Genomic DNA, 12932 nt, shown 5'->3' with positions numbered 1-12932 from the left:
TTACTAAAACAACAATCTTCATGAAGAAAATTCTTCTTTTCCTCGCTTTATTCCTTAGTCTTCAAACGTTTGCCCAAACGCCAGAAGAAAATTTAGCCAAACTAGGCATTACTTTACCAGCCGTAGGACAACCCATTGCCAGTTACGTTAATGTAGTGCGTACAGGAAATTTATTATTTCTGTCAGGAAAAGGTCCTTTAAAAACAAGTGGAGAATATATCACAGGAAAATTAGGGAAAGACTTAACCATAGAAGAAGGAGCCAAAGCCGCAGAACTAGCTGCTACTCACCAATTAGCGGTATTAAAAGCCACACTAGGCGATTTAAGCAAAGTAAAAAGAATCGTAAAAATAGTAGGATTCGTGAATAGCGACAGTCAATTTTTTGATCATCCTAAAGTAATCAATGGATGCTCAAATTTGATGATTCAGGTATTCGGAGAAAAAGGGAAGCACGCACGTTCTGCTGTAGGAGTAAGTGCTTTACCTTTAAATATGGCGGTTGAAATTGAAATGGTTGTAGAAGTAGAATAACGTTTAATTCGTTCTTTATGTAGCTTTGGGGTTATTTAATTCCTAAAGCTACAAGAAACAACACTAAACCCTCAACGAAAAGTAAAAAGTACTGCCTTCACCAACGACAGACTCTACCCAGATATGTCCGTTTTGAGCTTCAATGAACTGTCGGGCAATGGCCAATCCTAACCCTGTACCCTTCTGGCTATCAGGTGTTTGAAAATATTTGTCAAATATTTTTTCTAGGTATTCCATTGCAATACCTTTTCCAAAATCTTTTACCGTAAAAATCACGATATTGTTTTGACGAATGGCAGAAACAATAATTTTACTATTTTCAGGGCTGTATCGAATGGCATTTGTTAATAGATTTACCAAAATCCAAGCTGTTTTTTCTGCATCAGCTTGCACTTTTGGAAGATTACCCGAAAGTTGTACTTCAAGTTCAATATTACTTTGTTGAGCCTGAAATTGCACTGCCGAAGTAGCGTATTCTATAATTTTATGTGGCTCAACCTCTTGCATGGTCAAAGAAATTTTACCACTTTCTACTTGGGTTAAATCCAATAATTCACCTGTTATATTCAATAATCTTTGGCTGTCTGATTTGATGTTTTCTAATAATTGGCTTTGTTCAGTATTCAAGGTACCTACTTTCTCGTTTTCCAATAATTTCAGACTCATCTTAATGGCTGAAATAGGGGTTTTTAATTCATGCGAAATGGTAGCGATAAAATTAGTTTTGGCTTCGTCCAATTCATGAAAACGAGTGATATTCTTTAATAAAATTACTTTTCCTAATACTTTATCATTACTTTCTACGACTAGGCTTTCTTTAGTAAAATAACTTTCCCGCTCGTCGGCATAGATTTTAATTTCTTTGTTGCCGTCTTTTTCATTCAAAAGTGTTCTTAATAAATCATTATAAAGTGCGATGTCTGGAGCATAATTACCTATTAAATCATCGGCTTGTACATTCAACATTTTAATCGCTACAATATTGACGAACAGTATTCTATTCTTTTCATCTAACCCAATTACGGCATCATTCAGGTTATTAATAATGGCTTCTATCCTACTCTTTTCAAACAATATCTTAGCCAGATTTGAGTGTTCATATTCGTTCAATTTTTCTGCCATTGAATTAAATGCAGAAGCCAATTCTCCAAACTCATCTTCCGAAGAAAAATGTAGCCGTTGTTCATAATTCTTATTCGTAATTTCTTGAATCCCTTTTGTGAGTGCTTTGATAGGATTAGCAATATAAGATGGGAAGTTGACGATAAAGGTGAAGGTCAATAACATACAAACGATAGCCACTGTTTTTAGGTAATTACTTGCATTCTCTGCCGTTTTTAGGGCTAAATCATTTTTCCTGATAATCCCTTGTTGATTCAATTCAGCGATTTTAAATAATGCTTGGTTGAGTTTTGTCAAATGCGTGGCTGAGGCATCTTTCTTGAAGGCTATATACTCGTTTCTTAATGTCTGTGTAGCTTCTTTTTCGCCGACTTCGGTTACGTTATGTGCTTGTTTATCCAATAATTGCTCAAATGTCTTTTGCTTTGCTTGGTCGGGTGTCCAAGTATTCAAGATTACCTGCATACCTTGCACATACTCTAATGACTCAATATTGTCACGCAGAATTTTACTGGAATCTGCTTTAAGCTGATTAAGGTAATAAGTTCCCATGCCACCCAACAGCACGATGACAGAAAATAGGAAGAATAATCCCAGTTGAAGTTTTGCTTTGATTTTCATGGTAATTAGCTGTGAGTTGTGAGCAATGAGCTTTCAGCTTTTTTTGATTGCCTGCCAGTGAAATAATAGACAACCATTAATGAGTAATCTATTTAACTTAAAATAACAATATCAATATCTGAGGACGATAGTTTTTTCAGTAACTGATTGAATAAATTCGTCGCCAAGATAATTCTGAATAAACTAAAATGTGGCTTCCCGATACAAATCGTTGTGATTTCATATTTTTCAGCTACTTCTACAATGCTTTTTGCCACCGAATCACTTTGTATTCTGATAACTTCCGCTCCTAATTCAGTAGCTAGTTTTAGGTTGTTAATCAAATGTCGCTGAGTAGCTAAATTTATTTTATCACTCGCTTCCGAAGGTCTTTGTACATACAAAACAAACCATTTAGAATCGTAATGCGATGCTAAACGAGCTGTTTTTCGAATAATATTTTTAGAAGTATTGGCATTAGAACTGATACAAGCCAAGAATCGTTCGTGTGTGAACTTACTGCTCGCTACTTCATTAAATACCTTTCTCTCTACCTGATGAGCTACCTCTTTCAAGGCTAATTCTCGCAACTGCAAAAGCTTAGAGGGCTGAAAGAAATTATTCAAGGCTGTTTCTACTTTTTTCAAATCGTAGATTTTACCTTCTTTCAACCGTGTAATTAGTTCATCAGCCGTTAAGTCAATGTTTACTACTTCGTCAGCTTGTTGCAAAACCCAATCGGGTACTCTTTCTGTTACTTCTACATTCGTAATTTTCTTTACTTCATCGTTAAGGCTTTCAAGGTGTTGAATATTAACCGCAGAAATAACATTGATGCCAGCATTCAAAATCTCCATGACATCCTGCCAACGTTTTTCGTTCTTCGAGCCTTCTATATTGGTATGAGCCAGCTCGTCAACAATAGCAATTTCGGGACGTTGATTGATAATTGTTTGAACGTCCATTTCCTCTAATTCCTTGCCTTTATAAAAAAGTTTTCGCCGTGGAATAATCGGAATACCTTCTAGCAAAGCATGGGTTTCTGCTCGGTTATGAGTTTCGACATAACCAATTTTTATATTGACATTGTTACGAAGCAAGGTGTGGGCTTCTTGCAACATTCTAAATGTTTTGCCCACACCAGCACTCATGCCAATGTATATTTTAAACTTCCCCCGCTTCGACTGACGGATTAGTTCAAGAAAATATGCTGCTGACTGCTCTTTTTGCATCTTAAATTGAGATAGCGATTGAGGTATTCAATGAAAAATTATCCTTTACGGTTTGCCCTTCTTTGATAAAAATATTGTCTTTACTTTCTAATAATCTTCCTTCTATTCGCCAAAGGATATTATCACTGGCTTTATAATCTACATTAAGCGAATATCCGCTTGTCTGAAAACCATTAGGTGTATTAGTGGCAATAATAACGCCATTTTTATCCTGATAATACTCCCAGCGAACTGCCCCAGACCACTGAGCATTGGGTGTGTATTTTAAAATAGCAACAGGACTGTACCAAGTGTTATAATCTGACGAACCTGTTGACGCTTGTTCTAAACCATAGTCAAACCCTGCAATCAGACCCCATTTTGTAGATACTTGAAATATTCCATAAAGGTTTGAAAAGTATCTTTCTTGCTTTTTATTACTAGGTTTATCATTACCTATAAAAGTACTCCAATTCAGGGTAGTTTTATCATTGGGTTTAAACTGTACTTGTGTACCTAAAGCAAGTGTTTGGTTACCATCTGGACGTTTTATTCTCTGCCAACCATTCAATACTAAGCCTGAAAGCATCCATCGATTATCTTGATTGATAAAAGTAACTTTAGCCCCAGACTCGTAATAAGGCGTATTTTCTGCTAAAATACTTCGGGTTAATGTCCAACAATCGTTTGAAATAGCACTTTCAAAACCAATGTGCGATGGCATAATACCTGCATCTAACCAAAGGTTTTTGTTTTTAGATAGCTTTACACCAATATTGGCTTCGAAAACGTGTTGCAAAAGTGATGGTTCGGCCGCTAAATTATACTGTGCATACGTACCAGCCATCAAGGCTAAATTGGCACGGGTGTTTTCGGTACTATAACTGCCTTTGATAAAACCCAGATTCAAATTAAACTCATTGTGTCGGTTATGATTATACAAAAAGCTTGGTCTTTCATGATTAGCTGGTTGATTAAAATCATAAACATAATAGGTTTCCAGATAAGCCGACCAAGTAATGCTTGGTTTACTTTCAGTTTGTCCAAAAATACTTGTTTGAAAAACGAACAAGGCAATCAAAGTAAAATAAATAGTTTTCATGATATGAGATTGTTTTTGTGAATTGTTTTATCTCATAGTTTTATAGGTTTAGCTGTGAGCTATCAGCTTTGAGTGATGAGCATTGAGATATAATTACTCACTACTCCTTGCTCAAAGCTTATGGCTCACGGCTCAAAGCTTGTAGAGCAATATTCAATTTTAATACATTTACTTTTTCTGTTCCGAACAAACCCAAAAGAGGCTTTTCGGTTTGAGCATTTACTAAGGCTATTAATTTTTCTTTTGATATATTTCTGATTTTGGCAATTCTATCTACCTGTACCAAAGCACCTTTTGGTGAAAGGTGTGGGTCTAGTCCACTACCTGAAGCTGTTACTAATTCAGATGGAATCTCAGCTTTAAGAACGGTTGGATTATGCACCAAAAAGGTATCAATACGAGCCTGTACTTGTGCCAAATAATCAGGGTTTGTAGTCCCTTTGTTTGACCCCCCAGAACCAGCAGCATTGTAACTCACAGCCGAAGGACGGCTATTAAAATACTGGTCTTGGTCAAACTTCTGACCGATATTATCCGCTCCAACAATTCTTCCATGATACTCAACAAAAGGCACTTTACCTTTGCTAGGAGCAAACTGTGCAAAGCCTAAAACCACTAAAGGATAAATAATAACGAATAGCAATAAACACATCAATGTGAGTTTAAGTGCTGGGAATAATTGAGTTTTCATTGTCTGAATAAAATGAATTTGAAAATTTGAAGATGTGGTGATTTGAAAATGGTTTTTCTTTTCCTTAGAAAAATAATCCAACTGCTAAATCCAATACTTTAATTCCGATAAAAGGAATGACAAGACCACCAACACCGTAAATCAATAAGTTTCTTCTTAATAAAGCACTCGCTCCGATAGGCTTATAATCAACCCCTCTTAAAGCCAAGGGAATTAAAGCAGGAATAATCAATGCATTAAAAATCACAGCTGATAAAATGGCACTTTCTGGCGAATGCAAGTGCATAATATTGAGCCCCTGTAAGCTTGGGATACTAGCAATAAACAACGCTGGCACAATGGCAAAGTACTTGGCTACGTCGTTGGCAATCGAGAACGTAGTTAATGTACCACGGGTCATTAATAATTGCTTACCTATTTCTACAATCTCAATCAGTTTAGTAGGGTCATTATCTAAATCCACCATGTTACCAGCTTCTTTGGCAGCCACCGTACCAGAGTTCATGGCTACACCTACATCAGACTGAGCTAAAGCAGGAGCATCGTTCGTACCATCGCCCATCATGGCTACTAGTTTACCACTTGCTTGTTCGGCTTTGATATAATTCATTTTATCTTCTGGTTTGGCTTCAGCGATAAAATCATCTACCCCTGCTTTCTCAGCAATGTATTTAGCTGTCAGAGGGTTATCACCAGTTACCATTACCGTTTTGATACCCATTTTACGCAAACGTTCAAAACGTTCTTGAATACCCGGTTTGATAATATCCTGTAGTTCGATAACACCCAACACTTTTTCGTTTTCAGTTACTACCAACGGTGTCCCTCCGTTACTGGCGATGAATTTTACTTTATCAGTAATTTCAGCAGGGAAAGTATTGCCTGCATTTTCAGCAAGTTTTCTCATAGAATCAAAAGCACCTTTACGAATACGTGTTCCGTTTGGCATATTTACGCCTGATGAACGAGTCTCAGCCGTGAATTTTATTAATTCTACATCACTTTGTAGTACTGGAATCTTTAAACCATGACTAGCCGCCAGTTCAATAATCGATTTACCTTCGGGAGTATCATCTGCTAAAGAACTCAAAATCGTGGCATTCATAAACGTTTTATTATCTGTGCCATTTGCTGCATAAAAATTAGTTGCTTTACGGTTACCGATGGTGATAGTACCTGTTTTATCCAACAACAAAACATCAATGTCTCCTGCTGTTTCAACCGCCTTACCCGACTTTGTAATTACGTTTGCCCGTAAAGCTCTGTCCATACCAGCAATCCCAATTGCAGAAAGTAAACCGCCGATAGTAGTAGGAATTAAACAAACAAATAGTGATATAAAAGCCGCAATCGTTATGGGTGTGTTAGCATAATCTGCAAAAGGTTTAAGGGCTACACAGACAATGATAAAAATAAGGGTAAAGCCAGCCAAAAGGATTGTCAAAGCTATTTCATTGGGCGTTTTCTGACGAGAAGCTCCTTCTACCAAAGCAATCATTTTATCCAAAAAGCTTTCACCAGGTTCTGTCGTAACAATTACTTTAATTTTATCAGAAAGCACCTTTGTACCACCCGTTACAGATGATTTATCACCACCTGACTCACGAATGACTGGGGCAGATTCCCCCGTAATGGCCGACTCATCAATAGTAGCCAAGCCTTCAATGATTTCACCATCGGTAGGAATAATATCTCCTGCTTCACACACAAAAACATCTCCTTTTTTCAACTGAGCTGAATTTACGATTTGAATCTCGTTCAAATACATTTCCCCAACCGAACGAATTAGTTTGGCTGGTGTTTCTTCTCGGGTTTTACGGAGAGAATCAGCTTGGGCTTTACCTCTTGCTTCGGCGATGGCTTCGGCAAAATTGGCAAATAAAAGGGTTAGCAATAAGATGATTAAAACCGTTAGATTATAAGCAAATGAGCCTTGATCTGTATTGTTGATACTATAAATCGTAACAAATAGCATCACTAGCGTTCCTAATTCAACGGTAAACATGACAGGGTTGCGGAACATTATTGTTGGATTTAGCTTTACAAAAGAAGCACTAAGTGCTTCCTTGACTAAATCTGCTTGAAAAAGCGAAGTTGGTTGGGTTTTCATTGGAGTAAGCTTTAAGCTGTGAGCCTTGAGCTATCAGCTTTGAGTATTTTTAAGTATTTTATTTTTTTTGCATTATATGCAAATCCGAAGTCTGAAAGCTTATCGCTCAAGGCTTAGAGCTAAAAGCTGTAAAATATTCCGCAATTGGTCCTAATGTCAGTGCTGGGAAGAATGATAGGGCTGCTACGATAAAAATTACGGCAAAAACCATCAATCCAAATGTTCCAGTATCGGTTTTTAAAGTACCTGCACTTTCAGGAATATATTTTTTATTAGCTAAAATTCCTGCAATGGCTACTGGGCCAATAATTGGCAAAAACCTACTGATTACCATTACAATACCACAGGTAACGTTCCACCAAACGGTGTTGTCGCCTAGCCCTTCAAAACCAGAACCATTGTTGGCAGCAGAAGAGGTATATTCATACAGCATTTCTGAAAAGCCATGAAAACCAGGGTTATTTAACCAGCCAATATCTGGATTTTTAACAAAGACATAAGAAGATAGAGCCGTTGCACCCAAAATCATCAGCGAGTGAAGCAAAGCGATAATCGTTGCGATTTTCATTTCTTTTGCTTCTATTTTCTTGCCCAGAAACTCAGGTGTACGCCCAACCATTAAGCCTGAAATAAATACCGCAATGATGATAAAAATATAGAAGTTCAAGAACCCTACTCCTACCCCACCATATAGTGCATTAATCATCATACCCAACATCGTGAACATCCCCGTTAGTGGCGTAAAGCTATCGTGCATAGCATTCACTGAACCATTTGAGGTAACTGTTGTAGCAATACCCCAATAGGCAGATGCCGCAGGGCCAAAACGGACTTCTTTGCCTTCCATACTGCCTAGTTGTTGGGTAATCCCCATTGTCGAAATATCAGTACTTCCTTTCATTTCTAAATAGATAGACGGAATCAAGAACAACAGAAAACCAAGTGTCATTACTCCAAAAATGGTATAGGCTAATTTTTTACGTTTTAAATAATAGCCCAAAGCAAAAACCATCGCTATCGGAATCAACAGGATACTGCCTACTTCTACAATATTGGTTAGGTAGTTGGGATTTTCGAGTGGGTGAGCAGAGTTTACGCCAAAATACCCACCACCATTTGTTCCTATTTGTTTAATACCTATCATAGCCGCAGCAGGACCACGAGAAACCTGCACAGTATCGCCTTGCATTGATATAAATGAAGCTTTACCTTCTACGTTCATCGGTGTGCCATTGTATAAAACAACCAACGCAACAACTAAAGAAAGTGGCAATAAAATGCGTGTACAGGCTTTGAGGAAATAATTGTAAAAGTTGCCTAGTTTATCAGTAGTACGTTCTTTCATGGCATTAAATACCATCGCACAAACAGCCATACCAGCACCAGCAGAGATAAATTGGAATAAAGTAAGACAAGAAATTTGTCCTAAATAAGACATCCCACTTTCGCCTGAATAATGCTGTAAATTGGTATTTGATAAAAATGAAATAGCTGTATTAAAGGCTAAATCTGCTGACATCGATGGGTTTCCGTCTGGGTTCCAAGGCAACCAACTTTGGTTCATTAGTACAAACATTGCCCAGAAAAACCATAGTAAATTAATCGTCAAGAGGGCTACTAAATGCTGTTTCCAAGTCATCTCTTGTTTAGGATTGATACCTGAAAACTTAAAGAAAAGTTTTTCAATAGGATTGAAAATTGAGTCGAGAAAAGTAGCCTCGCTACCAAAAACTTTTGCGATATATTTCCCCAATGGAATAGCACAAGCTATCGTGAGGATAAAGGTGAGGATTACTCCTAAAATTTCAGTATTCATTGCTTAGAATTTTTCTGGTTTTAATAAAACATAACACAAATAGCCAAATACGGCGATGGATAGTGCAAAGAGGGCTGTCATCATGATTTATAAGAATTTTTAGATTCGTTTAAGGTTAAATGTTTTCAAAAAAATCTATGGCTTTTAAAAAGAATGCGAAGCATAAAAGCCCAGCGAGTAAAAGAATGAAAGTCATCATGGTTTTAGTTTTTTATTTGATAACCTTATGCCAAAATATGAGCCAAGAAAAGGAAGAGAATTGTTACTCACTGAAAATCAATAAGATATATTTTTGGATGATTTTTGAGTAATAAAAAACCCTTCCAAAATGGAAGGTTTTTTGTCAGAATGGAAAGGAGTTATTTTTCTTAAGCGTCGGCTTTAAACCCGTCGAGCATACTCATGGCATGACTGAGGAGTGTTTTGTTTAGATTCAAATTATCTTATAGTCATGCCATGAGTTGATATTTACACACATTTTTTGCCAAATGGCAAATCCAGAGAAGATAACTTTGACTAACTTGCTATCATGAAAGAATTGATAGAATATTTATTGCGATTTGGAAATTTGAACCAACAGCAAATTGACTTCATTGCTACCAAAGCCAAGGAAATAGTGCTTCATAAAGACGAATATTTTTCAGAAGCAGGTAAAACTTTTCGGCACGTTGGCTTTATGTTAGAGGGTATTACTCGCGTTTGTTATTATAACAATAAAGGCGAAGAAATTACTAAATACTTTATTGAAGAAAATAATATCCTTGTAGATTTTGAGAGCTTTGATAATGAACTTCCTTCAACTGTTTATGTGCAAGCCATTACTGATTGCAGAATCATCATTTTTTCAAAAAAAGATTGGCAAGAATTGCTCAACACCATTGTCGGTTGGGATGCTATTGTGCATAAAATTATTTTAAAAGCATTAATGCAAAAAGTAGAACGAAGAAGTCCTTTGGTTTCAGAAGACGCTACAACACGCTATTTGAAGTTCATGGAAAGATACCCTACTGTTGTGAACCGTATTCCGCTTTCTTACATCGCTTCTTATTTAGGCATTACTCAATCTTCACTAAGCAGAATTAGAAAAAATATCCGCTAAATCGCTTTTTGCCAAATGGCAAATGATTTCATTTTTAAACGATGCAACTTGCATCATCAATTTAAAAACAACAAAAATGAAATCAGTATTAATTACAGGAGCCAATAGAAGTATTGGTTTAGAAATAGCAAAACAACTTTCACAAAAAGGCTTGTTCGTTTATTTAGGAACACGTGACCTTGAAAAAGGAGAAGCAGTTGTAACAACACTAAAAGAAGATGGATTTCAGAACATCAAAGCGATTGCAATAGATGTTACTAATCTTGATTCAATTGTTGCTGCTAAAAATAGTATCGAAAACGAACAAGGTAAATTAGACATTTTGATAAATAACGCAGGGATAAGCGGAGATTTTCCTCAAACTGCTTCAGAGACTTCCATTGATGATATTCAAAAAGTATTTAACACCAATTTCTTTGGGGTTATTAGGGTGACACAAATATTTTTGGAACTGCTCAAAAAATCTGATAGTCCACGGATTAGTAATATTACTTCGGGGCTTGGCTCTTTGACATTACATAGCGACCCGAATTGGAAATACTACCCTTTTAAATCAGCAAGCTACGGAACGTCTAAAACTGCGTTAAACGCTTATACTGTAGTATTGGCTTTTGAGTTAAAAGACTTGTCATTTAAAGTAAATGCGATTGATCCAGGCTATACTGCCACTGATTTTAACCACCATAGTGGACCAGGAACAGTAGAAAGTGCGGCGACTTTTATCATTAAACATACATTAACAGATGAGAACGCTCCGACAGGACAGTTTTACAGCAATGACATAGAGGATGAAACAGGAATAAGTCCTTGGTAAAAAGTAATTCTTATCCTTAGCGAGTGACTTAAGTCACTCGCTAAGGATAAGAATTAGACTTGACAGCTCAACGTTTAAGTTGTTCTGAAACTTTCAGCTTAGGAATATAAAGTACCTCACTTTTTGGCTACTAAATACTTTCTAATAGGCTTATCAATAAATACCATAATGCCTGTTGCCCAAAGCACTAAAAAGCAAGTGCCTCCCACAATTACCCAAGTAATTTGGGTAATATCTGGCTTAAAATGAGATAAATAACTAGCAAAAATCCATATAAATGCATAGTGAGTCATGTAAAGTGGATAAGAAAGTTCTCCCGAAAACTGACAAACCTTTTGTGTTATGGAAGATAATTTAGTGCCTGCTCCTAAAGCGATAAGTAATGGGAAGTAAAACACTACTATTAAAAGTTCAACTAGCCAATTATTAGCAAAGACGGGTATCATAAAAGCAACTACTAGCATCATTGTTAAGCTTATAAACCCAAGTTTATTTCGAATAATCCATTGACTTCTATTGATTAATAACCCTGCCAAAAAGGAATATGCCAAGCGTGCCCCTCCGTCCCAAAAATTGTTTTTGCTCCATCCTCCTACTAGATTTCCAGCACGATAACTTACCACTCCAAGGATTATAGCCGTTAGGACTACTAGCACACTCAATAAACGACGACTAATTTTATGTAATAAAAAGGCGTATAAAATATTGGCAACATATTCCCAGAATAACGACCAAGCAGGAGCATTAAAACCAAATAAATTAAAGAAACGGTCTTCCATCAACGGAAGTGGTATCACAAAAATAGACCCTATTGCTAACAAAAATATCTTTCCAAAAGTATAATTACTCACAACATTTGTCCACGGACTGCAAAGAAAACCTATTACTCCTAATAACGTTCCTATTACTACCAAAGGGTGTAACCGAATTAATCGAGCTTTGAAAAAAGCTAACTTTCCCATTTGTTCGATTCTATCATCGTAGGCATAGCCTATTACAAATCCTGAAAGGCAAAAGAAAAAATCAACAGCTAAATGACCATGTCCTATAAAGTTTTTACTATAATCGGTATATACACATTCAGCAAAATGAAATACAACTACACACAAAGCTGCTATTCCTCTCAATCCATCTAATACTTCAAAATGTGGTTTGTTTTTTATCATTATTTTTTGTTTTAGGCTTTAAGAGAACTTTATCAGTAAAATATTACTTTGAACTCTTTTCGCATATTTATTCAAAGCGAAATATAAGACATCTTCAGCATTTTATAGGGGTTTTTATAGGGTTAATGCTATTATAGCTTCAGAGTAATAAGAAATTCAGTCGTAGCTATTTATGATTCAGCGTTTACAGACTTATTAATGAAATATGCTTACTTTTGTAGCTTATTGAATTATCTAACCGAGTAAAATCATCATTATTAAATTAATTTCATGTCTGAATTTTCACCTTGCCCCAAATGTAATTGTGAGTACACTTATCCAAGCGATTCGCTATTAGTGTGTCCTGAATGCTTCTATGAATGGAATCCTGATGAAGTAGAAACCGAAGATGCGGGTTCGAAAATAGTAGATTCAAATGGTAATGAGCTTAAAGACGGTGACACTGTCGTTGTCATCAAAGATTTACCTGTCAAGGGCGCTCCTAAAGCCATTAAAGCGGGGACTAAAGTAAAAAATATTCGTCTTACTGATGGCGACCATAATATTGACTGTAAAATTGATGGCTTTGGTGCGATGGCCTTAAAGTCTGAATTTGTTAGAAAAGCGTAATAAAAACATGAGTCATTCTGAAAATTCAGGATGACTCATGTTTTTTATTCTATCCCTTC

At 36.3% G+C, this 12932-nt stretch carries 12 protein-coding genes; 4 read left to right on the top strand and 8 right to left on the bottom strand.

The window, feature by feature from the left end; translation table 11 throughout:
• Positions 1-20 precede the first annotated feature (20 nt).
• Complete coding sequence (locus tag AC07N0_RS18520) at positions 21-533, top strand: RidA family protein (RefSeq protein ID WP_494590427.1); 513 nt, start codon at positions 21-23, stop codon at positions 531-533.
• Between the two features lie 63 nt (positions 534-596).
• On the opposite strand, the gene AC07N0_RS18515 is transcribed toward AC07N0_RS18520, so the two are convergent.
• The 7 genes from AC07N0_RS18515 to kdpF form a co-directional block, all read right to left on the bottom strand.
• The gene (locus tag AC07N0_RS18515) at positions 597-2276 is read right to left on the bottom strand and encodes a HAMP domain-containing sensor histidine kinase (protein ID WP_494590426.1); all 1680 of its coding nucleotides are present in this window, start codon (positions 2274-2276) and stop codon (positions 597-599) included.
• A gap of 92 nt (positions 2277-2368) precedes the next feature.
• Positions 2369-3487: a sensor protein KdpD gene (locus tag AC07N0_RS18510; RefSeq protein WP_494590425.1), complete on the bottom strand. Its 1119-nt coding sequence runs from the start codon at positions 3485-3487 to the stop codon at positions 2369-2371.
• Between the two features lies 1 nt (position 3488).
• Entirely contained in the window at positions 3489-4568 is a 1080-nt protein-coding gene (locus AC07N0_RS18505) for a porin (RefSeq protein WP_494590424.1), read from the bottom strand.
• Positions 4569-4686: 118 nt separating this feature from the next.
• Complete coding sequence (locus AC07N0_RS18500; protein ID WP_494590423.1) at positions 4687-5259, bottom strand: K(+)-transporting ATPase subunit C; 573 nt, start codon at positions 5257-5259, stop codon at positions 4687-4689.
• Positions 5260-5323: 64 nt separating this feature from the next.
• Complete coding sequence (kdpB, locus tag AC07N0_RS18495; RefSeq protein WP_494590422.1) at positions 5324-7369, bottom strand: potassium-transporting ATPase subunit KdpB; 2046 nt, start codon at positions 7367-7369, stop codon at positions 5324-5326.
• A gap of 106 nt (positions 7370-7475) precedes the next feature.
• Positions 7476-9185, bottom strand: coding sequence for a potassium-transporting ATPase subunit KdpA (kdpA, locus tag AC07N0_RS18490; protein WP_494590421.1), 1710 nt, complete (start codon positions 9183-9185; stop codon positions 7476-7478).
• A gap of 3 nt (positions 9186-9188) precedes the next feature.
• Positions 9189-9266 (bottom strand): K(+)-transporting ATPase subunit F, encoded by a 78-nt coding sequence (kdpF, locus tag AC07N0_RS18485; protein WP_407652867.1) that lies wholly within the window; start codon positions 9264-9266, stop codon positions 9189-9191.
• 448 nt (positions 9267-9714) lie between these two features.
• On the opposite strand from kdpF, the gene AC07N0_RS18480 reads away from it, so the two are divergent.
• Together AC07N0_RS18480 and AC07N0_RS18475 are read left to right on the top strand one after the other, a co-directional pair.
• Positions 9715-10284, top strand: coding sequence for a Crp/Fnr family transcriptional regulator (locus AC07N0_RS18480; protein ID WP_494590420.1), 570 nt, complete (start codon positions 9715-9717; stop codon positions 10282-10284).
• A gap of 76 nt (positions 10285-10360) precedes the next feature.
• The gene (locus tag AC07N0_RS18475) at positions 10361-11098 is read left to right on the top strand and encodes an SDR family oxidoreductase (protein ID WP_494590419.1); all 738 of its coding nucleotides are present in this window, start codon (positions 10361-10363) and stop codon (positions 11096-11098) included.
• A 116-nt stretch (positions 11099-11214) separates the two neighbouring features.
• Here the strand turns inward: AC07N0_RS18475 and AC07N0_RS18470 are convergent, their stop codons facing one another.
• Positions 11215-12264 carry an acyltransferase family protein gene (locus AC07N0_RS18470; protein ID WP_494590418.1) on the bottom strand — a complete coding sequence of 350 codons (1050 nt, stop codon included), beginning with the start codon at positions 12262-12264 and terminating at the stop codon, positions 11215-11217.
• Between the two features lie 270 nt (positions 12265-12534).
• On the opposite strand from AC07N0_RS18470, the gene AC07N0_RS18465 reads away from it, so the two are divergent.
• On the top strand, positions 12535-12873 hold the full coding sequence (locus AC07N0_RS18465; protein ID WP_494590417.1) for a zinc ribbon domain-containing protein YjdM: 339 nt from the start codon (positions 12535-12537) through the stop codon (positions 12871-12873).
• Positions 12874-12932: the final 59 nt, after the last annotated feature.

This window comes from Arcicella sp. GW821-FHT09D11 (assembly GCF_059416265.1).
This window is presented reverse-complemented; position numbering and strand designations above follow the sequence as displayed.